The sequence below is a fragment of the Spirosoma daeguense genome, assembly GCF_054776875.1.
This window is the reverse complement of sequence record NZ_BAAHBF010000001.1, coordinates 659,630-681,771: the sequence shown is the minus strand read 5'-3', so window position 1 is coordinate 681,771 and position 22,142 is coordinate 659,630. Positions and strand designations below refer to the sequence as shown.

Below are 22,142 nucleotides of genomic sequence, written 5' to 3'. Positions count from 1 at the left end.
AATAATCATTAAAAATTGTTAATCAACGCGCTACGATCCTAATTCGTTAGCTAGTTTGCGGGCCTTGCCAATACAGTCGGACAACGACACACCGCCATACCAGTTAGCACACACAAACAGACGGTCGGATTCGACGGCTTTGATTGGTTCTTTCACGGCAACAATGGCCGAATCATACTGCGGAATCGCTTTTTCCCATCGCTGAATGGCCCTGAACGTTGGATTTTTCGTTTTAACGCCAAAACTAGTTTCCAATTCGCGCTGAACGTTTTCTATCAGTACGTCGTCGGGCAGTCGGGCGTTGCTGGCACCAGCACTACCACCAACCATGGTTGTCAGAAGCACCTCATCGTCGGGGCAACGTCCGTCGAAAACCGAACTGCTCCAGATATGACCGCTCGTAAACTGATGTTCGGTCTGTGGATTGAGTCCGCCGAAGCCATCGAGCGGGTGCGTTACGTCGCTACGTTTAAACGCCGAGTGAACCGCCGTCATGGGCGGATAGCTAATCTGACGTAGCGTGTGGGCAAATTTCGGGTAAGACGTAGCAACCAGTTTTGCGGCTGCTTCGGTACTTGTAGACAAGACTAACGTATCGACTTCGTAGTTACCCGACGTAGTAATGACCTGCCAACCCTGCGCTGTTTTTTCGATATTGTTAACCGACGTATTAAGCGATAAATTGGTTAGCTTTTCGGCCAGCGCATCCGGAAGCATTTGCATTCCATCCTTAAAACTAAATGATTGCCGACGCTCTCCCGCCGATTGATTCTTGATAAATCCTTTCAGTACCGAGCCAAATTCTTTTTCGTATTGCAGCAACGACGGAAACGTTTCTGAAACGAGCAGATTTTCCGGGCTTCCGGCGTAAATACCCGCCACAAATGGGCCTAACGAATAATCGACCAGCTCGCCAGAAAATCGACGGCGGAAAAACTGCGCCAGCGTTTCGCCGGGGGGCGACGTAGTGCGGTTGTTACGTTCCCGAAAAATAGCCAGCTTAGTCGACCAGCTAAAAAAGTTGCCGAATAGCAACGATAAAGGCCCGGAAGGAAGTTTTCGATATGCACCGTTCCGAAAAATGTAACGGGCTTTGCTCACCGGATTGCTAAATGTCAGTTTAGGTGTCAGGCCAAGTTCATCGAGCCATAACAGCAATTTACTGTCGCCCAGTAGTGAATTTGGTCCTAGTTCGCGTAAGTAACGATTGCCGTTTGCTCCCGTTTCCCAGCGCGATTTCATGTAACCGCCGGGCTGGCTATCCGCTTCCCAGATATGGTAGTCAATACCTCGTTTTTGCAGCTCATAAGCCACCGTAAGCCCCGAAATTCCTGCGCCAATAATGCCTACAGTCATTTCTTTTCGGTTTTTTGAGGTGTTTTTTTCGTATCGATCCGGCGTTCAAGATTTTTGGTAATCTGCTTATAAATAGCTTCCATTTCTTTCGGGTGGGTTGAATAATAGTTGTAGCTTTTCCGATAAGCCGCCGTGTCGACCTGCATTTTCTTGAAAAGCTTCGTCTCCAAGTATTTATACACAATATTCGACGAATCGATCGCTGCCAGACTCATCCGGCTCACTTGTGCTTCGGTCAAGTGTATTTCGGTCAAAATAGCGACCATCTTGTCCTCAGGAATCAGGTTATCCGGGCGAGCGTCTTCCAGGTTTGTGCAGCCAGTGACCAAACCGACAATCAGCAATAGATTCCGTAAATCAGCTATATAACGATTCCGATGCATACGTTTAAATGATAGCTTTGTAAGGTTAACTCACCCGACAAAGTTCGGGATTGGCTGTTAAAATAGTATAACGACTGTTTCGCATGGATGATTTCCTGGCTAAGCTTCATAACTTCGATATTCGCATCCGAAAGGCGGTGAATTCGCAGATGCGTGGCAGTTTTCGGTCGGTTTTTAAAGGAACAGGACTGGAATTTAGCGATTTGCGGACGTATCAATATGGCGACGACGTGCGGGCTATCGACTGGAACGTGTCATCGAAAGGCCACGGTACGTTCGTAAAAGTGTTTCGGGAAGAGAAAGATCAGACCGTTTTTTTTATGGTCGATGTGAGTGCGTCGCAACAGGTTGGGCCGCGCCACCGCGATAAGCTCGAAGCTACTAAAGAAGTTTGCGGAGTACTCGCATTATCGGCCATTCGGGAAGCGAGTCACGTTGGTTTGTATTGTTTTTCGGACCAGAAAGAACGGTACCTTAAACCCGCTAACGGGCTCAAAACGGGCTATCAGCTGATTATGAGCTTATATAAACTCCAGCCCGAATCGCGCCGAACCCGATTGGGTGAAGCCATTCTGTTTACACTCAACCGGTTAAAACGACGTAGCGTTGTGATGTTGCTTTCTGATTTTATCGACGTTAGTTATGAACATAATCTGAAAGCACTAGCGAAGAAACACGATCTGGTCGTTATTCATCTGTATGACCAGCGCGAGGTAAATCTGCCCAAACTGGGTATTATTCCGGTTCATGATACCGAAACCGGACGTACTGTTTGGGCCAATACGTCGTCGGCTTCCTTTCGGAAAGAACTGCACGATACGTTCCGGCAGAATCAGGTTCGGCTCGAACGACTTTGTCGGCAGTACGATGCCAATTATCTGGCGCTCGATTCGCAGGAAGATTTCGTTCCGAAACTTGTTGAGCTTTTTAGAGTCCGGAAACAGCGATGAAAACCATTCTACCCTATTTTTTTCTGCTGTTCGGACTTACGATGACTGCTGTTCTGGCGCAACCACCGGTCGAGAAAACGGCTGTTCGAATTTCGTCATCGCAACCAAAAATTGTCTTACAGGCATTGCACGGTTATTTTCTGACCGATAGTATTGAAATTGGCCGACCGTTTCAGTATTCACTAACGTATCGTCATCCGACGAAAAACGACGTACTGTTTCCCGACACCGCGAAGCATTTTGCCCCGTACCGCGTACAGAACGTAGCAACCTTCACGACGCAGACTGTTGGAACAGGCCGTTCGGCAATTAGTCGCGATAGTGCTGTTTACACGTTGGTATCGTTCGAAACCGATTCGGTTCAACTGCTACGTGTTCCGGTTCGAATTCTTAACGCACAGGATTGTACGGCGCAGTGGACGCAAACAGATACCGTTTTTCTTCGTTCGAAGTTGCCCGTAACACTTTCCGATTCATCGCGTCGGCAATCGCTGAAACTCGCTACGTCGACCGCGCTGGCTCCGGTGCAACAGGAGTTTAATTATATGTCATTAGGTGTTGGTGTGCTGGCTATCAGTTTTGGCGCTACGCTGCTTTATGCGTTGTTCGGACGTAGTATTCGGCGGCAATGGCGGTTGTATAAGCTAAATCGGCAGCATGTTAACTTCCATCGTAATTACACGCGTCTTATCAATCGGTTGAATGCCTATACAGCCGCCGACACTGCGAATCAGGCCATTGTGATGTGGAAAGCGTATCTGGAGTTAATTGATACGGTACCATATACAGCCATGACAACGCCCGAATTGGCTGAGCAATTAAACGATGAACGTATTACAAATGCGCTCCGCGAAGCCGATCAAATGATTTATGGGGGTACATTTTCTCTGCAATCACACCAGTCGTTGCAGGTATTAAGCGACGTAGCGACCCAAACGTACTATCGTAGCCGTAGCCGGTTGCTACGTTCTAACCATTCACCAGCCGATAAGCAGGAGACTACTGATTCGGTCGATACACCTACTTTTTAACGCATGGCGCCCTGGTATTCGCTACATTGGTTTAGTCCGTCGCAGTGGAAACTGTTTCATTTTGCGCATCCATTGGCTTTGGCGGGTATTCCGGTTGTGTTGCTACTGTTTGCTCTGCGGTATTACCTGCATCGGAAATCACAGCAGCGTTTAAACATTTCGGTAAGCTATTTAACTCGTTCGGCAACGGGTGGCGGCACATTCCGAACGCAGGCTATGCAATCGCTGCTAAGTACGCTACGTTATCTGTTACCGCTCAGTTTTTTTATTGGAATCAGCCTGGTGTTGGTCGCACTGGCACGACCGCAAATTGTTCGGGAGTTACGTGATGAGCAATCGGAAGGAATTGACATTATGCTGGCGGTCGACGTATCGGAGTCCATGAACGAAACCGATCTGGCGCCAACCCGGCTGGCTGCGGCCCGGCGCGTAGCACAGGCATTTGTCAATGGTCGTAAAAATGATCGGATTGGTCTGGTTGTCTTCGCGGGTGAAGCGTTTTCCTTGTGTCCACTTACTACCGATTATGGATTAGTGAAACAGTATCTGAGCGATTTAAATCCTCAGATGATACGTACATCGGGAACGGCTATTGGCGATGCGTTGGCTCGTTGCATAAACCGAATGCGGAATTCAACGCCGATTCAAAATCCATCTGATTCGCTAAAAGCAATACGTAGCAAAATTGTGATTCTACTAAGCGACGGCGATAATACGGCTGGTAATCTTGATCCGGCAACAGCCGCCAAACTAGCGAAGGCATTTAATATAAGAATCTATACCATTGCTGTGGGAAAGCTTGTCGCTACGTCTAATACAGCCGTCACAGTCGATGAAGGAATTTTGAAAACAATTGCTACAATTGGAAACGGTAGCTTTTTTCGTGCGGCTGATGCCCGGAATTTGCAACGGGTTTTTGCGCAAATTAATCGATTAGAAAAATCCCCTGTGCAGATACGGGTTTATGAAGATATTCAGGATTACTATCGGGTCTATCTCTATTGGGCCATTTGTTTTCTGTTGCTGGTTCTATTGCTGAAAAATACAATTTTTGGAAACGTATTAGAAGATTAAGAAAGACACACTACGTTATGCTGAAATCCTATTATAACGCGGATGTGCTGGAAGCCGGTCTGGACGAAGTTGGGCGAGGTTGTCTGGCTGGACCGGTGGTGGCGGCTGCGGTTGTGTTGCCCAAAAACTACACGCATTCCATACTGAACGATTCGAAACAACTTAGCCGCATCCAACGCGAACGTCTGCGAACAGATATTGAACGGGATTCACTGGCGTGGGCAATAGCCGAAGTATCACATGAAGATATTGACCGGATTAATATTTTGAAAGCCAGCTTTCTGGCGATGCACCGTGCCGTAGATGCCCTGACTATTAAGCCAGAACATCTACTGGTCGATGGTAACCGATTCGTGCCTTACCCGATGATTCCGCATACCTGTATCATAAAGGGCGATGCTCATTTTCTGTCTATCGCAGCCGCTTCGGTATTGGCCAAAACCTATCGGGATGAACTTATGGAGCAACTCGGTCTGGAATTTCCAGCCTATGGCTGGGCAAAAAATGTAGGTTATCCCACACCAATACATCGAGAAGCTATTCGGGAGTTTGGCCCGACAAAATACCACCGTATGAGTTTCCGGCTGATTTAAGTCGTATTGTATAAACCCCACCCTAAATCCCTCCCTACGGGGGGGGGGTTAGGGTGGGGTTACTTCATAGTCAATGTTCACACTACGTAGCATCACACAGTAGATTCTTTCTTTTCCTGAATAACCTGCTGACGTAGCGTTTCAGTTGGGCGGAAACGTTCGCCATACGTATCGGCCAGCCGATCACAGGTTTCGACAAACGTATCGATTCCGACAAAATCGACAAACGACAAGGCTCCACCGGTGTATGCTGGAAACCCCCACCCTAAAATTGAACCGATATCAGCGTCTAGTTTTGTTCGTACTACGTTCTCGGCGTGGCAACGTACCGCTTCAATGGCCTGACGAAAGAGCAACCGCGTTTTCACTTCGTCTAGCTTAGGTTGATCATTTGCTACAGGGAACAAATCATTTAAACCAGCCCAAAGCTGTTTTTGACCACCTTCCAGATAATCATAGAAACCTGCCTTGGCTTTTTTGCCGAGCCGCCCCAGCTTCACAAATTTTCCGGATACGTTATAGCTTGTATCAGATTCACTGACCGCTCCATCGTTTACGCCCTGTCCCGAGATTTTGTAAACCAACTCCAGCGATACTTCGTCCGTGACGGCCAGCGGACCAACGGGCATACCCGCGTCTTTTCCGCCATTTTCAATCAGAATTGGATTGACGCCTTCTTTTAACAATTCCATTCCTTCCGATGAATAGGCGCTGAAGCAGCGAGACGTATAAAATCCGCGCGAATCATTGACGACAATAGGCGTTTTGCGAATCTTCCGAACATAATCCATGGCTACGGCCAGCGCGTAATCGGATGTTTGTTTTCCGATTATAATCTCCACCAGCATCATTTTATCGACTGGCGAAAAGAAGTGGATACCGATAAAATTGGCTGGTTTGGCAGATGCTTCAGCTAACCCTGTGATCGGTAAAGTAGACGTATTGGATGCAAATACGCCATCAGTCGCGAGCATTGATTCGGCTTCATGCGTTACTTGCACCTTCAAGTCTCGATTTTCGAAAACGGCTTCGATAATCAGGTCGCAATCCTGCAAATCCTGAACCGTATCGGTTGTTTTGATCTGGTTCAGAATTGTTTCCGCTTTGGCCGAATCCGTTTTACCGCGCTCAACAGCTTTAGCAAGTAAGTTCCGGGAATAATCCTTACCCCGTTCGGCCGCTTCAGACGATACGTCTTTTAACATTACGTTGATACCCGCCTGCGCTGATACGTAGGCGATACCTGCACCCATCATGCCCGCACCGATAATGCCCAGTTTCTTAACATCGGTTTTAGGAATATCCTTCGGCCGACTAACGCCTTTGTTAGCTTCATTTAGTCCTAAAAACATTGTCTGAATAAGACTTTTAGCGACTTTCGACGTAGCAACGTTTACGAAATGACGCGCTTCGATAACCAACGCCCGGTCGATGTTTACCTGTAAACCTTCGTATACGCAGGACAAAATTTCGATAGGAGCGGGGTAATTCCCCTTAGTCTTATCCATCACCATGGCCGTTCCTAGACCAAAAGCCTGTGCGCCAACGGGAGTCTGAACATTGCCTCCGGGAACCTTAAAATTATCTTTCCCGACGATTTTTCCTGTTTTGCGGTCAATCTCGTCCCAAGGCTTCAGCGGTTTGGGATTCGCGGAAATCCAGGCACGAGCTTTTTCAAGTAAGTCGGCGGGAGTATCAGCAATATCATCGACCATACCCAGGCTTTGTGCTTCCTGAATGCCTACTTTCTTACCTTCCAGAATCAAAGGCAAGGCCGCCTGAATACCAATCATACGAGGCAACCGTTGTGTACCACCCGCGCCCGGCAGCAGCCCAATTGTTACTTCGACCAGGCCAATCAAGGCTTTCGGATTGTTAAGGGCAATGCGGTGATGGCAGGCTAGACAAATTTCGTAACCACCGCCGAGTGCCGTGCCATTGATGGCGGCCACAGTGGGTTTGCCAGAAGTTTCGATACTTCGGAATACCCGATTCAGCTCCGATGAAACTTTCAACATTTCAGCGGGTTCTTTATCGTTATTCCGAAGAATCATTTTCAGATCAGCTCCCGCTACGAATTCGGGTTTGTTCGACGTAACGATAATGCCTTTAACCGTTTCGTCGGAGTAGGCACGTAGCAAAGCAGCTTCAAACGCCGGAATAGAATCGTCGTTTAGTACGTTCATTGGCGACGTAGTCATCTCCCACGAAATAACCGCAATATCCTGATCTACTTTATAATGTATCATAAGGGGGAAATAGTCAATTGATAGTGAATAACGTAAAATGGGTAATGGATTAAAAATCAGCATCTTCATTCTGAATTGTCCATTTTACATTATTCATTAATAAACTCGCTCTATAATGGTTGCTACGCCCATACCACCCCCAACGCAGAGCGTAACGAGACCAAATTGTTTGTCTGATCGTTCTAGCTCGTCGATTAACGTAGCAGAAAGGATGGCACCTGTTGCGCCGAGTGGATGGCCAAGAGCAATTGAACCGCCGTTTACGTTTAGTTGGCTGTGATCGACGCCAAACTCATCCATAAACAACATCGGTACGGCGGCAAAGGCTTCGTTAACCTCAAACAGATCGATGTCGGAGATTTGCATCCCTGCGCGCTTGAGTACTTTTTGGGTGGCCGGGATCGGCCCTGTGAGCATGATGGTTGGCTCTGAACCGACCATAGCAAACGCTTTGATGCGAGCCCGAGGTTTCAAGCCTGTCTTTTCGCCAAACTCCCGATTCCCGATCAGAAGGGCAGCCGCTCCATCGACAATCTGCGACGAATTACCCGCGTGATGAACGTGATTTATGGCACCAAACTGAGCGTATTTCAGTAAGGCTAGTGCGTCTAAGCCCATTTGCCCCATCGCTTCGAAGGCGGGTTTCAGTTTGGCTAAACTTTCTAACGTAGTATCAGGCCGAACACCTTCGTCACGATCAAGTAACGTAACACCAAGCTCATCTTTTACGGGCACGAGCGTTCGCTGGAAACGATTATTGGCCTGTGCATTAACAGCCCGCCGATAGGATTCGGCTGCAAACCGGTCAACATCCGAGCGGGAATAACCATATTTCGTGGCGATTAAATCTGCCGAAATCCCTTGCGGAACAATGTTATGACGAGCTACAATCTGCGGATTCATGAAGAGAGCGCCCCCATCGGAACCCATCGGCACCCGTGACATCGATTCGACACCACCCGCTACAATTGCATCAGTCTGGCCCGACATTATGTAAGCTCCCGCCATATTGAGCGCTTCCAGCCCCGATGAGCAAAAGCGATTTAATTGGACACCCGATACTGTTTCGGCGTAGCCAGCTTCAAGCGCGGCTGTTCGGGCAATATCGGCCCCCTGTTCGCCAATGGGCGTCACGCAACCCAATATCACATCATCGATCAGCGATGTATCGAGTTGATTCCGGTCGCGAAGGTTACGAAGAACCGTAGTCAGGAGTTGGATCGGCTGTACGTCGTGTAGAGAACCATCGCTTTTTCCCCGTCCCCGAGGAGTTCGAACCGCATCATAAATCAGGGCTTCTTGCATCATACAGAAATCAAGGTTCAGGAAAATGAGCCTAAATGTGAAAGAAATAAAACTCAGGATAAAGGATTTTTCGGAAATTTCTTTGCTGAAAAACGAACAGGGGATACTGCTTGTTAGCGTATCCCCTGTCTGAAATCATAATCTGGACGCTTAATTCAGTACACCCATTCGTCCTTCCTGAAAATCGTTGAAGGCTTCAAGCAGTTCTTCCCGCGTATTCATCACAAATGGGCCATAAGCGGCAAGCGGTTCGCGGATTGGTTCACCAGCCAGAATTAGGAGTTTGGCGTTTGTGGTGGTTGAAATGCCTACTGAATCGCCGTCTGCATTCATTAGCGCAATCTGCCCACGGTTCACGGCATTGCCCAATATCGTTGCCGAACCACTCAATACGTAAACCATGACCGAATGGCTAGTAGGAAACTCAAGCGTTTCCGATTGATTTCCTGTTAAAGTTAGATCAGCTACCGTAACCGGGCTAAACGTATTGGCCGGGCCTTTCGAACCAGCTAGTTCACCAGCAATTACACGTAGCAAACCACCGTTGGGCAACGTAATGGTCGGAATACGGGTTGCGGCAATATCCTGATAACGGGGCGGATTCATTTTATCTTTGGCGGGCAAATTGACCCACAACTGAACAAAATCTAACTGACCACCCTGGCGCGAAAATTCCTTTTCGTGTTTTTCTTCATGAATAATTCCTGAAGCAGCCGTCATCCACTGCACATCGCCCGCAAAGAGTTTTCCGTAGTTACCGGCTGAATCGCGGTGTTCAAGCGCACCTTCATATACGATAGTTACCGTTTCGAAACCCCGGTGCGGATGCTCATCGACACCGCGTGGACGTTCGGAAGGTTTTACCTGCATCGGACCATGATGATCTAACAGTAAAAACGGATTGAACGGACGCGAGCCTTGTGGATGAAAGGCGTTCAGGCCAATAAAACCGTCGCCAACGCTGTTAGGCGTAGCGGTATTTATTTCGGATATAGTACGTAACGTTTTCATAATTCATGTATCTACATGTAATTTCTAAACGATTCTACCCAGATACAAGTTCACTACTATTTATTTGTTTGATTATTAGTGAGTTGAAAAATTTATGATGCCCTGTTTGCGGACCAAATCTGCTCTTTAGGGCAGAAGAACGTAGTACGGCCACCAACAACTGAACGCTCGATATATGTATTACAACGCGGGCAGAACTTGTGCGCTTCAACGTCGTCGTAAGGGGAGTCATCCCATTCGCGAACGTGTATAAGAAAGCTGGCTGGAAAATCACGATACGTTGCTTCGTAACGAATGGCTGTTTCCAGTACGAGCCGAATCGCGCTATGTAATTGACTTAACTGTTCATCGGTTAACGTATCAGCACGTTGCTCAGGGTGGATGTAAGCGTGAAATAAAACTTCATCAACAATCCAGTTCCCTAGACCGGCCACTACACTCTGATCAAGAAGAACCGGTTTTATCAGTGCCTTTTTCCTTCGAATATTCTTTGTTAGTTCAGGTAGCGTAATAGCCAGACCATCACTGCCGATTTTTTTGCGTTGAAGAAACGTATCGATATTGTCGATCAGGCCAATACGTTCGAATTTTCTCGGGCAGAGAAAGCCGAGGTTAAATCCACTGGCAAACTCAAATACGATTCGGGCAAAGCGGGGCCGATTAAGTGAAGCGTGGTAATATTCCAGATCGCCAGTCATGCCGAAATGCATATGAACAATCACGTCTGGGTCATCAGTGAGTACAAACAGATTCTTTCCAACCCGTTCGGTACCTGTAAATTGAAGACCAGCTAACGTATTGACTAACGTATTATAATCCGTAGTCAGGAGCTTTCGGTCTTCAACGTCGATATGGCTAATGGGTTGATAGAGAGACGATGTTTCGAGATATTGCCGTCTGATTTCAACCTCGGGTAGTTCAGGCATTGGTTATACAGATTTGAAGCATAACAACTGGTCTGACTTGGTTGTTATTATACTATACATAGTCTGCTGAATGAATAGATTTACATTTATAGAAATTTAAAATTTATTTAATGGTATATATTGTTGATAATCAATGCGTAGTTTTGGTGCAATTGAGGGGGGCAGAAAAAACCTTTTTTGACTTGTCTTAGTTCTTAGCCACAATACGTTCGCTTTAACCAACGTTCCGGTAATTAGTGCAACTGAGCGAGTTAGCTCAAATCGCAGTGTTTACGTTTCATTCACTATTAAAAGATTAATGCAACAACCTCTACACAACCGCGAAAGCGGCTTCTTTTACAAGTTTGTGCATGTTAAATTGTTAAACTGAAAAACTGAAATGGAAAATAATTCGCAAAAACCAAAAACCAGCGGTGCATTATTAGCGGCTTTAATCATTATGACAGGTTTAGCCGGTGTATCAAGTTATCTGTATTTCGATCAGAAGAAAGTTTCTGAAAACCAGGAAGTGACAATTTCTGAACGTGTTGAAGAACTCTCGACAACTCGTGTAAAACTGGATTCGATTTCGACAGCGCTGGATGCTAAAATTGCTGAAGTAGAAAAACTAGGCGGTGATGTTACCGAACTGAAAAAAGTAAGAGCGCAACTGGAAACAGATAAAGTTGCTCTGAAAAGAGGTAATCGGGTTTCTATCGCTAAATACGAAGCCAAAATCAAAGAATATGAAGCGTATCTGGTCGAAAAAGATTCGCTTATTTCTAACCTTCAGCGTGAGAACGTTACGTTGGCAACCAACGTAAAAACGCTGGACGAAGAAAATACAGGTTTGAAAACCAATCGTCAGCAACTGCGCGACTCCGTTACTACGTTCGTGGCACAGAATGAAGAGCTGAGTACGAAAGTAACACGGGCTGCTGCGCTAAAAGCACAGAATGTGAAAATATTTGCTGTGAATGCGAAAGGTAAAGTAAAAGAGGACGATTCATACAAAGCAAAACGTCTGGACAAAATCAAACTTACCTACACGCTGCTCGACAATCCGCTGACCAAAGAAGAGCCTAAAGATGTATTTGTGCGGGTTCTTGATCCATCGGGTGCCGTTGTATCGGATATGGCTAACGGCTCTGGAACATTTACGGTTGATGGTAATGAAACGATCTATACCACTAAACAAACCGTAAACTACACAAGTACCGGACAGAATGTTGAGCTGCTGTATAGCCGTGGTATTCCTTACAAACCAGGTAAATACACAGTAGAACTATATTCAGAAGGTTTCCGGATTGGTTCTGGCGAATTTGCTGTTCGCTAGTCTAATAAGACCAAAAAAAAGCGCGGCTCCCAACGGAGTCGCGCTTTTTTAGTTTAGAACTTCTATTGCTTGAGGCCAGTAAATGACAGCGAACTCTGCGAATGCGTAAGACGTAACAGTTTCCCCTGTTTTTCCATACCATTGCTAGTAAATGCTCGATCAGTCAGGAGGGTGCCAATGTCTGAATTGCCCAGTCGAAGTCGAATGGTATCGTTCTGGCGGATAACAGATACGTGCTTTACTGATAGATCGGTTCTAGCCGGATAAAGTTTTGTATATGTGAGCGTTACCTGACTATCGGACTCAGCTTTTAGCTGCACATAAGGCATCTGGCTACTAGGTAAATCAACCGACGAAGGATCAAGAAAAAAATTGCTTTGATACGTACCGACTGCTTCGCTCGCCGGTGTGGCAAGGTTGGGCTGAATGTCTGGAGTATGCTGACAGGCCGTCAGCGAGCCAATAAACGCACAAAAAAGCAGTCGTTTTTTCATTGTCAATTCTCGGTTTGCTGGTTAGACCCAACTGAGGATGAAAGCGTTGGAGCCTCTTCAGCTTTTTTCTCACCTTCATTTGTCTCAGCTTGTGCCAGATCGACCCAAACTTTCATATCGGTCAAATTCATCGGACCAAACTGGGTCGTAAACGCTACGTCGGCGGCATCACGACCATAAGCAACCGTAATCCGATTTCCACGAGGTTGCTCCTGCGTAGCGTCGAACGTAAACCAACGGCCGTCTACATACGCTTCGAACCAAGCATGGAGGTCCATTGGGTCGAGTTGGTATAAATAACCAACGACCATTCGCGCTGGAATATTTAACGCCCGACACAACGAAATTCCTAAATGGGTGAAATCGCGGCAAACACCGATGCGTTTATCTGCCGTGTCGATGGCCGATGTACTGGCGTCGCTGGTGCCGTATTGATATTTAATATTTGTGTGTATCCATTTACGAATCGCTTCGGCCTGATCGTAACCGGGTTCTACGTTCTGGGTAATTTCTTCGGCTAAATCGCCCAACTGATCCGATTGGCAGTACCGACTCGGCAGCGTATAGTGTAGTACGTCGTCGGGAAGTTCCTGAACAGGTGTGTAAGGAGCACCGGGTGATACGTCGATCAGATCGGCTGTTTGTACGGTAGCGGAAAAATGAATCGAAAACGGCCCTTCGGGAGCCAGAACCCGCTGGCATAAATTGCCGTAGATATCGGTAAATTCAGTTACGTTGACAATAGGAGTAATGTGGTATTCTTCGCGGATAATCCATTGGCCGGCACCAGAGCGAGGCCGGAGCATAAGCACTAAAGGAGTAGGGCTTTGAACGTCGAACGACAGTTCACAGCCAGCATTGAGTTGCATAGTTTATGAGTTAATAGATGGAGAAGACAGTTGTATCAATCAGTTAACCCAAAGAAACACTATTGGTTGGTAGAGACCACTATTATTTGCTACGTTGGCACGAAAAGATTTTTATTTCTTCACGATAACAAACTCAACCCGGCGGTTTTGCTGACGACCGTCTTCGGTGTCATTGGTAGCAACGGGTTTGCTTTCGCCAAAACCTTTACTGGCAACCCGGTCAGGTTCAATGCCTTTGCTGATAAAATATTCCCGAACCGCATCAGCGCGATCTTGTGAGAGTTTATTGTTGATTTCGTTGGAGCCCGTGTTATCGGTATGTCCGCGAACTTCAATAACCATTTTGGGTGTCTCGTTGAGTGTAGTTACCAAACGGTCGAGTTCGGGGCCGGATTCAGGACGTAGCTCCGATTTACCTGTATCGAAGAAAATATTGTTGAGACGAACTGTCCGACCTACTTCAATCGGCACCATTTTTAGCTCTTTGCCTGTAATTTCCTGAAAACCTTTTTGTTTGGTCAGATCAATATTATCTCCCTCGGCAATAAAATCCTTAGCAACTGCCCGCATGGTGTATTTCTGACCATACGGCAATACGATTTTATACTCGCCCGTAATAGGGTCTGATGTAGCTTCGCCCGCTTCAGCACCGTCGGGTAATGTCTGATAAATTATACGTGCTTCGACGGGTTTCCCGGTTTTCTGATCAATTACTTTTCCGCTGATTAACGCCACGGGGTCGGGGCGGGTATTGTCGGTGTTTTTTGCTACGTCGTCGCCACCTCCCACTTTGCCCGGTTCATTCGCCGGACGATCATCGGTAAGTTTTACCCGTACAATATCACCTTTCCCAATCGTACCTTTAAACGTAGTGAGATACGCATAATCGCCCGAAGCGGCTAACGTATAATAGGCATCGTAACCGTCAGTATTCACCTTCGGGCCAAGATTTACAGGCTTCGACCAGTGTTTCCAGGTTTTGTCGACCCGCTTGCAGACGTAAATATCGTTGCTGCCCATACCGCCTTCGCGATCACTGGAGAAATACAACGTAGCACCATCGGGTGCCAAAAAAGGCGTGGTTTCGGTGAATTTCGTATTGACTTCTGGGCCAAGACTCATGGGTTTGCTCCACGAGCCGTCTTTATCCCGAAAACTAACGTAGATATCGTCTTCTTTGCTGTTTTTCTTCTCGCTGAAAGCCATAAGCAACACTTTCCCATCGGCCGACATAAACCCACAATCGAATTGACCTTTGCTCAGGTTCACGTAGTTGGGAATATTTATTTTTTGCGGTGGCGACCAACCATTTGCTGTTTTTTTACTCAGCGAAAAGCCGCGTGTTTCGTAATTCCCGTTGTTATACTGTCCTTTGATAAGCATCGTATTACCGTCGGGCGTAATGCTATAGGCACAGTTATACTCATCCTTGTTAAGCGGGAATCCCATACGTCGGGCTGGCCCCCATTTACCGCTAGCAGCATCGAGATCGGAGAACCAGATATCCTGACTGCCTTTTGCACCATGCGTATTGTTTGGATGACTTATCCGGGCGAAATAGAGCGTTTTACCATCCGGTGCAATCATCGGATTAATCTCATTATATTCCGAATTGACCTGATTGCCGAGGTTTTCGGATGCTGCCTGAGAGGTTGTTGTTGAAGCAGGAACAGGAGCTGCGGCCGCAGTTTGAGCAGGTTGGTTCTGGTTAGCACGAATAGAGGCTTCGTATTCCTTTTGCTTGGCTGCCGCTATTGAGTCAGTCTTGACCTGGGCCTCGAGGGTAAGGAAACGTAGCGAAAAAATCAGGCTGGCTACTATAAAACCATTAGCATTCATAACGACAAGACAACAGCGCGTGGAATTTTATAAAGGAAACGATGAAACTGTTAGGTTTTGTACAACAAGCTTCTCTCTCTGTTTCGACTATGAAATCGATTTATTTGCTCAATACGTAACAGCACAACATTCAGGCCACTACGCGCAGTTTTGCAAAACTTAGCAGCAGAACCTTTTCGCCTACAGTCTCGAACTGAATCGTTGCTTTGCGATCGGTTCCATTGACATCGACCTGCTTAACGGTTCCAAAGCCGAACTTGGCGTGTTCAACCCGTTGACCGGCAGCGAGATCGGCGGTGCTGGTTGGCGCAAAATCGGGAGAAGGCGTATGCGATGCAGCCGTTTGTGGATTCTGCGCGCGAGCTGTTTTTTGTGCCAGTGACCGGACAAAAGACATTGAACCGCTTGACGTTGTTTCACTACGGTCACGTTCGGGTCGGTCGAAATCAAGGCGACTTGGGGCCGAACGTTGCTTTGATAGTTTCAGATATTTCTGATCCATCTCCATCAAAAACCGGCTTGGCTCGCACATTTTCAGGCGACCATAGTGGTAGCGTGTTTCGGCATAGGACATCGTCAACCGTTTTTCGGCACGAGTAATCGCTACGTAGAACAACCGCCGTTCTTCCTCAAGATCGTTGCGACTTTCGAGCATCATCTGGCTGGGAAACAGATCTTCCTCCATCCCAACAATATAGATGTTCTTGAATTCGAGTCCTTTAGCCGCGTGAATCGTCATCAGCGTTATCCGGTCGTTATCGCCATCATCTTCTTTTTCATCGGCCGTCGTCAATAGAGAAACCGACTGAAGGAAAGCGCTGAGGCTTTTATCCTCGTTATCTGGATTGTCGACAAATTCTTTGATAGCGTTCAGCAATTCCTGTACGTTCTCGTAACGGGCGAGTCCTTCTACCGTTTTGTCGTCGTAAAGTTCTTTCAACAGACCCGATGCTTTAGCAATGTGCGAAGCCACTTCAAAGGCATCTTTCTGATCGAGCAGGAGCTTGAAGCTTTTGATCAAATCGGCAAATCCTTCAATGGCAATAGAGGCACGCCCTGCTACGTGTTTGCTGATTTCGGCAACGATTTCCCAGATCGAATCCTGCTTCTCGGCGGCAATCACGCTGATTTTGGCTACGGTTGTATCGCCAATACCACGTTTAGGAAGGTTGATGATCCGTTTGAACGCTTCTTCATCCTGTTGATTTACAGTAAAACGCAGGTAAGCAATCAGGTCTTTAATTTCCTTCCGTTGGTAGAACGACAGGCCGCCAATGATCCGGTACTTGATGCTGACCTTACGTAGTGCTTCTTCAAAAGCCCGCGACTGTGCGTTGGTCCGATATAAAATGGCAAAGTCATTGTTTACAAGCGACTCATTCATTTTGGTCTCGAAAATAGCGGAAGCGACCAGCCGACCTTCTTCATTGTCGGACGAGGCTTTGATTACGTCGATCAGTGGGCCGTCTTCATTGTCGGTAAAGACGTGCTTGTCTAACTGATTTTTGTTCCGTGAAATAATTGAATTAGCCGCTTCTACGATGGTTTTGGTCGAACGGTAATTCTGCTCCAGCTTCACGATTTTGACGTTTTCTTTGCCATAGTCGCGCTGGAAATTGAGAATGTTTTCGATGTTGGCACCCCGGAATGCGTAGATACTTTGCGCATCGTCGCCCACTACGCAGATGTTTTCGTGAACAGCCGCCAGTTTGCGGGTAATGAGGTACTGTGATACGTTGGTATCCTGAAACTCATCGACCATTACGTGCTGGAACTTATGCTGGTATTTGTTCAGAATATCCAGATGATCGCGAAACAGTACGTTGGTATTGAACAGCAAATCGTCAAAATCCATGGCGTTGGCGGCAAAACAACGCATACTATACTGTTTGTAGATTTTGCCAATATGAGGCATCCGGGCCGAATCATCATCGGCCTGAATAATAGCATTGTTCAGATAATCATCGGGGCCGATAAGCCGATTTTTTGCGCCCGAAATCCGCCCGAACACATGGTTCACCCGATACACTTTGTCATCGAGCGCCATTTCTTTGATAATGCTACGTAGCAACGACTTCGAATCGTCGGTATCGTAAATTGAAAAGTTGCTACTGTAGCCAATCGCTTTGGCTTCGATACGTAGTATTTTGGCAAAAACGGAGTGGAACGTACCCATCCATATATTACGGGCTTCCGTACCAACCACTTTTTCTATACGGTTACGCATCTCACCAGCGGCTTTGTTGGTAAACGTCAAGGCCAGAATCCGGAACGGATCAACACCGTTTTCGATCAAATAAGAAATACGATACGTTAACACACGGGTTTTTCCCGAACCAGCGCCTGCAATAATCATTAGCGGGCCATTGCCATGCATCACGGCTTCCCGCTGGGGTTCATTTAAACCAGAAATATAATCAACCATTCAGCTCGTCTCTATCCGTCTATAACAATCAAAATTACGAAATAATTTGGTGGGACTTTGCCGGAACGTAGTGACTCCTTCTGAAAATTTATTACCACAAAAATGCCTTAAATAGCCCTCTGGTTGAGGTTCTGCGATAAACGCCTACTTTTTCTACATTATTGTGCAACATTCATAAAATTCCTGCATCTTTCTTTCGATTACAACCTAAACCACCTCGAGTTGCTGAATCTGTTGGAATCGAACCGAAACCTCGGACCATCGTACCCGGATCGCCATGCTGACCTGGTCAAACGCTGCCAACAGGGCGAGCGACGGGCGCAGTATGAGTTGTATCAGCAGTACGTTAAGGCAATGTACAACGTTTGTCTGCGCATTGTGAATCATGACGCTGAAGCAGAAGACGTATTGCAGGAAGCCTTTATGGACGCCTTTAGCCATATTGGGTCGTTTCGGGGGCAGAGTACGTTTGGCGCCTGGCTCAAACAAATTGTTGTGAACCGGGCCATCAACCATTTGCGTAGCAGACGGTTAGAATTAGTAGATATTGAATCGCACCGGATAGGGGAGGACGATGGTCCGGACTTTGCCGACACTGAGCCGTATGACGAAGAAGGCACTCAGCTCGAAGTTGAACGAGTTCGGCAGGCCATGCAGCAGCTCCCCGAAGGCTATCGGGTTGTTTTATCTCTGTATTTATTCGAAGGGTACGACCACGAAGAAATCGGGCATGTACTACGTATCAGCGAAACAACATCACGAACACAATATTTACGGGGTAAGAAACGCTTACTTGAATTACTAAACTAATTAAGAACACATGAATCTATATGTAAACGACAAAGGCCTGCTTGCAGGATTACCGTTGCATCAATAATTCATGTATTCGCGTAGTAGATAGTACCTATGAAAAAGGATAATTTAGAACGCTTCATCCGCGACAACCGTGAAGCATTTGACGATAAAGAGCCATCAGGCAATCTCTGGCGCAAACTAGAAGCCGGACTGGATAATTCTGGTCAGGGCGGAGATAGCCTGGATGGATTTGGTATGGATGGGATACCTCCCGTTACACCAATGCCATTCCGCCAGATCCATACAAACCAGACGCGTTCTGACCGCCGTTCGGCGGGTTGGCTGGGCAGTCGGCAAATTGGCTGGCCTATGCTCGACTGGCGTGTGGCGGCTTCAATTGCGGTTATGTTACTGGCAGGTTGCTTTTTTTACATGAATCAGCAATACGGTGTTACGCATCAGCCCGAAGTGGTAGCGGCTAATCCGACCTATGCCAAAGAAGTAATTCATTATACGCAACTCATCGACGATAAGCGTTCGGAACTGAAACAGATGACCGAAGATAATCCGGCGTTGTATCAGGAGTTTGCCACCGACCTCGACCGACTCGAAAATTCATACCGGTCGTTAAAAGCTGATTTGCCTAAAAATCCAAATCAGGAAGTACTTATTCAGGCGATGATTCAGAACCTGCAACTTCAGATAAACCTGCTCAATGAGCAGCTCCGTGTTATCCAACGTATAAAAGAACAGACCAATGAAACTAATCCTGTATAGCCTGCTACTCTGCCTGTGCCCGTTGCTGACAAAGGCTGAAGAGCAAGTTGGCATCGGCGATGTAGAGAAGAAAAAGACCATTATCAAGTTGTTTGATGTGGACCCAAGCGATCAATTAGTTGTCGACAATCAATTCGGTCAGGTATCGGTTGGTTTGTGGGATAAGCCTGAGATTCGAATTCAGATTACGATTGTTGCCAATTCAGATTCAGACGAGAAAGTACAGAAGTTTGTGGATGCCGTTTCGATTGAAGAAAAACGGTCGGGCAATCAGATTATGGTACGTACCAACTTTAGCCAGAGTTCTATATCGAACTGGAGCATGGGAAAATGGAAAAATGGTGGTGAGCGTAACTACGTGAAAATCAATTACGAAGTGATGATGCCTCGCCAAAATGCGCTCACAGTACGTAATAAGTTTGGCAACACGAATATTCCAGCGTTTCAGGCACCCCTCACCGTTTATAGTCGCTACGGGAATTTTAAAGCCGATGACCTGACCAGCCGTCAGAATGACATCGACGTAGCATATGGTAAAGCCGATATTGGTAACATGGGCCAGGGGAAAGTAGACGTGAAATACGGAGATCTAGAACTATCGAAAGCGAACGTACTGACACTGACTAATAAATTCGGAAAAATGAACATTGGTGATGTTGGTAAACTTGATGCCGATATCAATTATTCGGGGGGCAAAATTGGTAAGCTACGCGAGTCGGGTAAAATTAAGCTCGAATTTTCAGGCGGTTTCCGAATCGAAGAATTGTCGAAAACGGCCGAAAACGTAAACATTCAGGCTTCGTATTCGTCTGTAGCACTGCCTGTTGATGCCGAAAATGATTGTGACTTCGACGTAACGGTGAGCTATGGCAATTTCAACTACCCATCGAGTTCAACGATGCACTTTAAATCACAACCAAATGATAATGATGGTCAGCGCGGCCCTCGACTAACGAAACAATACGTCGGTAAAGTTGGCAGCGGCTCAGGCACGAAAGTGCGCGTTGTGGCGAAGTTTGGCAATGTGAATTTTAAATAGTCATAACTGGGATTTTAAATCCCAGTTATGATAAAAGCTCAATAATCGCCTTGTGTTGCGGGAATTCGGTCAGCATCGTGTCGCGGTCGGCCATCTCGAAATCGGCGAAATCGAAACCGGGTGCTACGGTGCAGCCAACGAGTGAGAACGTAGCATCTGTTAACGTAGCGTTCTGGACAGGTTTAGAACCGAACCAGCAACCGGCTGGCACAACAGCCTGAAATACTTCACCGTTAGCCAGATTACTTCCAAGACGAATCGTTGTCAACGTAGCGTCGTCGTTAATGACAAATACGTCGAGTGGTCTGCCCGCATAGAAATGCCAGATTTCGTCGGATTTGATGCGGTGAAGCGTCGAAAAATGATGACGTTCGAGCAGAAAATAGATCGCCGTTCCGAATGAACGCTCACCACCAAATCGATCTGGTAAGGCTTCTGAGACTACTTTTTCCGCAGCACGATACGTCTCCGCAAAATAACCCCCCTCAGGATGAGGCTGTAAGTTTAACGCCTGAATATAATCGGCTGCGGTCATAGGAATTTTCAAAGAGCGAAAGAGTAAATGAGTGAAAGAGCGAATTTCTAGAATGGACGCTCCGCTTCGGCGGTCCGATTTCACTCATCTACTCTTTCGCTCTTTATTTTATTGGTTTGCTTTAACGACAATCGTGAATTCTTTGGCTTTCAGCGAAGCACCACCAATCAGGCCACCGTCTACGTCGGGTTGAGCGAAAAGTTCAGCGGCATTCTTCTCGTTGGCACTACCGCCGTAAAGAATGCTTGTCTCCTGAGCAACCTCGTCACCGTAATGGCTGGCGATGTGCTGACGAAGTTCGAAGTGCATGTCCTGCGCCTGTGCCGACGAAGCCGTTAAGCCTGTGCCAATAGCCCAGATTGGTTCATAAGCAATCACTACGTTTCCAAATGATTCGGCCGACAGGTGAAACAGGCTTTCGGTAATCTGATTTTTTACGAAGCCGATATAATCACCGTTTTCGCGCAAATCGCGCGATTCACCGCAGCAGAAGATTGGCTTAACGCCATTTTCGAGAGCGATATTGACTTTTTCGGCAAGTTGGGCGTTGGTTTCTTCAAAATATTGCCGCCGTTCGCTATGGCCCAGAATAACGTAATCGACGCCGATAGAACGTAGCATTGGTGCCGAAATCTCGCCTGTATAAGCGCCTGATGCTTTTTCATGGCAGTTCTGAGCACCCACCGAAATGCGGTCGCTGGCGGTTACAGCCTGCACTGCCGTTGTGAGGTATAAAGCGGGTGGGCAAAGTACTACCTCCACATCGCCCGATACTTCATCGTTAATCAAGCCGATTACTTCCGATAGTAAAGCCTGCGCTTCATCGGCCGTTTTATTCATTTTCCAGTTGCCAGCAACAATTTTCTTACGCATAACAAAATAGTAATGTGGTCGAAATCAATTTTATATGGCGTCTTTACGACTACCGTTCAATAATTTTCCGGGCGAAATTAGGGCTTTTCGCCCGAAGGATTCCTGCTGTTGGAGTAAAATTTGACAGTACATTCATTGGTAAAACGACTTTTCAAGAACTATTTCTTCTACACAGTTGAAAAAGAGCTGATTAAGAGATCGTAAACCTATTTCCGGAAAATCGTGCAAAGAAATAAATCCGTAAACCATCTGTAAAAAATTTGTGTTATTCGGATAAAAAAATGCGTAATTTCAATGCTCCAA

General features: G+C 46.7%; 20 protein-coding genes. 8 read left to right on the top strand and 12 right to left on the bottom strand.

The window, feature by feature from the left end; translation table 11 throughout:
* Positions 1 to 30: 30 nt before the first annotated feature.
* Together hemG and ACYVD4_RS02485 are read right to left on the bottom strand one after the other, a co-directional pair.
* A complete protein-coding gene (hemG, locus tag ACYVD4_RS02490) occupies positions 31 to 1,356 on the bottom strand; it encodes a protoporphyrinogen oxidase (RefSeq protein WP_460942055.1) in 1,326 nt (441 codons plus the stop codon).
* Complete coding sequence (locus ACYVD4_RS02485; protein ID WP_460942053.1) at positions 1,353 to 1,739, bottom strand: DUF4296 domain-containing protein; 387 nt, start codon at positions 1,737 to 1,739, stop codon at positions 1,353 to 1,355. Before ACYVD4_RS02485 ends, hemG begins: the two co-directional genes overlap by 4 nt.
* Positions 1,740 to 1,822: 83 nt before the next feature.
* Between ACYVD4_RS02485 and ACYVD4_RS02480 the strand changes: the two genes are divergently transcribed.
* Genes ACYVD4_RS02480 through ACYVD4_RS02465 form a run of 4 tightly spaced genes read left to right on the top strand, consistent with a single transcriptional unit; the run spans position 1,823 to position 5,387 of the window.
* The gene (locus ACYVD4_RS02480) at positions 1,823 to 2,689 is read left to right on the top strand and encodes a DUF58 domain-containing protein (protein WP_460942051.1); all 867 of its coding nucleotides are present in this window, start codon (positions 1,823 to 1,825) and stop codon (positions 2,687 to 2,689) included.
* A complete protein-coding gene (locus tag ACYVD4_RS02475; protein ID WP_460942049.1) occupies positions 2,686 to 3,720 on the top strand; it encodes a hypothetical protein in 1,035 nt (344 codons plus the stop codon). Before ACYVD4_RS02480 ends, ACYVD4_RS02475 begins: the two co-directional genes overlap by 4 nt.
* Positions 3,721 to 3,723: 3 nt before the next feature.
* Positions 3,724 to 4,794, top strand: a complete 1,071-nt coding sequence (locus ACYVD4_RS02470; protein WP_460942047.1) for a VWA domain-containing protein — start codon at positions 3,724 to 3,726, stop codon at positions 4,792 to 4,794.
* Positions 4,795 to 4,811: 17 nt separating this feature from the next.
* A complete protein-coding gene (locus ACYVD4_RS02465) occupies positions 4,812 to 5,387 on the top strand; it encodes a ribonuclease HII (protein ID WP_460942045.1) in 576 nt (191 codons plus the stop codon).
* Between the two features lie 92 nt (positions 5,388 to 5,479).
* Here ACYVD4_RS02465 and ACYVD4_RS02460 read toward each other — a convergent pair whose 3' ends face one another.
* The 4 genes from ACYVD4_RS02460 to ACYVD4_RS02445 form a co-directional block, all read right to left on the bottom strand.
* Entirely contained in the window at positions 5,480 to 7,636 is a 2,157-nt protein-coding gene (locus ACYVD4_RS02460) for a 3-hydroxyacyl-CoA dehydrogenase NAD-binding domain-containing protein (protein WP_460942043.1), read from the bottom strand.
* Positions 7,637 to 7,732: 96 nt separating this feature from the next.
* The gene (locus ACYVD4_RS02455) at positions 7,733 to 8,941 is read right to left on the bottom strand and encodes an acetyl-CoA C-acetyltransferase (RefSeq protein WP_460942976.1); all 1,209 of its coding nucleotides are present in this window, start codon (positions 8,939 to 8,941) and stop codon (positions 7,733 to 7,735) included.
* Positions 8,942 to 9,091: 150 nt separating this feature from the next.
* A complete protein-coding gene (locus ACYVD4_RS02450) occupies positions 9,092 to 9,952 on the bottom strand; it encodes a pirin family protein (protein ID WP_460942041.1) in 861 nt (286 codons plus the stop codon).
* A 92-nt stretch (positions 9,953 to 10,044) separates the two neighbouring features.
* A complete protein-coding gene (locus ACYVD4_RS02445) occupies positions 10,045 to 10,878 on the bottom strand; it encodes an Fpg/Nei family DNA glycosylase (RefSeq protein ID WP_460942039.1) in 834 nt (277 codons plus the stop codon).
* Positions 10,879 to 11,257: 379 nt separating this feature from the next.
* Here ACYVD4_RS02445 and ACYVD4_RS02440 point away from each other — a divergent pair, with 379 nt between their 5' ends.
* Positions 11,258 to 12,193, top strand: coding sequence for a hypothetical protein (locus tag ACYVD4_RS02440; protein ID WP_460942037.1), 936 nt, complete (start codon positions 11,258 to 11,260; stop codon positions 12,191 to 12,193).
* Between the two features lie 62 nt (positions 12,194 to 12,255).
* On the opposite strand, the gene ACYVD4_RS02435 is transcribed toward ACYVD4_RS02440, so the two are convergent.
* The 4 genes from ACYVD4_RS02435 to ACYVD4_RS02420 all read right to left on the bottom strand — a co-directional run bounded on the left by ACYVD4_RS02435 (position 12,256) and on the right by ACYVD4_RS02420 (position 17,820).
* Entirely contained in the window at positions 12,256 to 12,687 is a 432-nt protein-coding gene (locus tag ACYVD4_RS02435) for a hypothetical protein (RefSeq protein WP_460942035.1), read from the bottom strand.
* Positions 12,688 to 12,689: 2 nt separating this feature from the next.
* Positions 12,690 to 13,556, bottom strand: coding sequence for a transglutaminase domain-containing protein (locus tag ACYVD4_RS02430; protein WP_460942033.1), 867 nt, complete (start codon positions 13,554 to 13,556; stop codon positions 12,690 to 12,692).
* Positions 13,557 to 13,667: 111 nt separating this feature from the next.
* Positions 13,668 to 15,395, bottom strand: a complete 1,728-nt coding sequence (locus tag ACYVD4_RS02425) for an OmpA family protein (protein WP_460942031.1) — start codon at positions 15,393 to 15,395, stop codon at positions 13,668 to 13,670.
* Positions 15,396 to 15,525: 130 nt separating this feature from the next.
* A complete protein-coding gene (locus tag ACYVD4_RS02420) occupies positions 15,526 to 17,820 on the bottom strand; it encodes an ATP-dependent helicase (protein ID WP_460942029.1) in 2,295 nt (764 codons plus the stop codon).
* Positions 17,821 to 18,054: 234 nt separating this feature from the next.
* On the opposite strand from ACYVD4_RS02420, the gene ACYVD4_RS02415 reads away from it, so the two are divergent.
* The 3 genes from ACYVD4_RS02415 (at position 18,055) to ACYVD4_RS02405 (ending at position 20,431) form a co-directional block, all read left to right on the top strand.
* Positions 18,055 to 18,630, top strand: a complete 576-nt coding sequence (locus ACYVD4_RS02415) for an RNA polymerase sigma factor (RefSeq protein WP_460942974.1) — start codon at positions 18,055 to 18,057, stop codon at positions 18,628 to 18,630.
* 96 nt (positions 18,631 to 18,726) lie between these two features.
* Positions 18,727 to 19,392, top strand: coding sequence for a hypothetical protein (locus ACYVD4_RS02410; RefSeq protein ID WP_460942027.1), 666 nt, complete (start codon positions 18,727 to 18,729; stop codon positions 19,390 to 19,392).
* Positions 19,373 to 20,431 (top strand): hypothetical protein, encoded by a 1,059-nt coding sequence (locus ACYVD4_RS02405; RefSeq protein WP_460942025.1) that lies wholly within the window; start codon positions 19,373 to 19,375, stop codon positions 20,429 to 20,431. The genes ACYVD4_RS02410 and ACYVD4_RS02405 overlap by 20 nt, the downstream gene beginning before the upstream one ends.
* A gap of 25 nt (positions 20,432 to 20,456) precedes the next feature.
* Here ACYVD4_RS02405 and ACYVD4_RS02400 read toward each other — a convergent pair whose 3' ends face one another.
* Positions 20,457 to 20,966 carry a cupin domain-containing protein gene (locus tag ACYVD4_RS02400; protein ID WP_460942023.1) on the bottom strand — a complete coding sequence of 170 codons (510 nt, stop codon included), beginning with the start codon at positions 20,964 to 20,966 and terminating at the stop codon, positions 20,457 to 20,459.
* 108 nt (positions 20,967 to 21,074) lie between these two features.
* Positions 21,075 to 21,839 (bottom strand): triose-phosphate isomerase, encoded by a 765-nt coding sequence (tpiA, locus tag ACYVD4_RS02395; protein WP_460942021.1) that lies wholly within the window; start codon positions 21,837 to 21,839, stop codon positions 21,075 to 21,077.
* Between the last annotated feature and the right edge of the window lie 303 nt (positions 21,840 to 22,142).

Coding starts and splice junctions, on each gene's coding strand:
- ACYVD4_RS02400 (WP_460942023.1), bottom strand. CDS start 20,966: ATGACCGCAGCCGATTATATTCAGGCGTTAAACTTACAGCCTCATCCT.
- ACYVD4_RS02485 (WP_460942053.1), bottom strand. CDS start 1,739: ATGCATCGGAATCGTTATATAGCTGATTTACGGAATCTATTGCTGATT.
- hemG (WP_460942055.1), bottom strand. CDS start 1,356: ATGACTGTAGGCATTATTGGCGCAGGAATTTCGGGGCTTACGGTGGCT.
- ACYVD4_RS02480 (WP_460942051.1), top strand. CDS start 1,823: ATGGATGATTTCCTGGCTAAGCTTCATAACTTCGATATTCGCATCCGA.
- ACYVD4_RS02410 (WP_460942027.1), top strand. CDS start 18,727: ATGAAAAAGGATAATTTAGAACGCTTCATCCGCGACAACCGTGAAGCA.
- ACYVD4_RS02420 (WP_460942029.1), bottom strand. CDS start 17,820: ATGGTTGATTATATTTCTGGTTTAAATGAACCCCAGCGGGAAGCCGTG.
- ACYVD4_RS02425 (WP_460942031.1), bottom strand. CDS start 15,395: ATGAATGCTAATGGTTTTATAGTAGCCAGCCTGATTTTTTCGCTACGT.
- ACYVD4_RS02475 (WP_460942049.1), top strand. CDS start 2,686: ATGAAAACCATTCTACCCTATTTTTTTCTGCTGTTCGGACTTACGATG.
- ACYVD4_RS02450 (WP_460942041.1), bottom strand. CDS start 9,952: ATGAAAACGTTACGTACTATATCCGAAATAAATACCGCTACGCCTAAC.
- ACYVD4_RS02455 (WP_460942976.1), bottom strand. CDS start 8,941: ATGCAAGAAGCCCTGATTTATGATGCGGTTCGAACTCCTCGGGGACGG.
- ACYVD4_RS02460 (WP_460942043.1), bottom strand. CDS start 7,636: ATGATACATTATAAAGTAGATCAGGATATTGCGGTTATTTCGTGGGAG.
- ACYVD4_RS02405 (WP_460942025.1), top strand. CDS start 19,373: ATGAAACTAATCCTGTATAGCCTGCTACTCTGCCTGTGCCCGTTGCTG.
- ACYVD4_RS02445 (WP_460942039.1), bottom strand. CDS start 10,878: ATGCCTGAACTACCCGAGGTTGAAATCAGACGGCAATATCTCGAAACA.
- ACYVD4_RS02440 (WP_460942037.1), top strand. CDS start 11,258: ATGGAAAATAATTCGCAAAAACCAAAAACCAGCGGTGCATTATTAGCG.
- tpiA (WP_460942021.1), bottom strand. CDS start 21,839: ATGCGTAAGAAAATTGTTGCTGGCAACTGGAAAATGAATAAAACGGCC.
- ACYVD4_RS02470 (WP_460942047.1), top strand. CDS start 3,724: ATGGCGCCCTGGTATTCGCTACATTGGTTTAGTCCGTCGCAGTGGAAA.
- ACYVD4_RS02430 (WP_460942033.1), bottom strand. CDS start 13,556: ATGCAACTCAATGCTGGCTGTGAACTGTCGTTCGACGTTCAAAGCCCT.
- ACYVD4_RS02435 (WP_460942035.1), bottom strand. CDS start 12,687: ATGAAAAAACGACTGCTTTTTTGTGCGTTTATTGGCTCGCTGACGGCC.
- ACYVD4_RS02465 (WP_460942045.1), top strand. CDS start 4,812: ATGCTGAAATCCTATTATAACGCGGATGTGCTGGAAGCCGGTCTGGAC.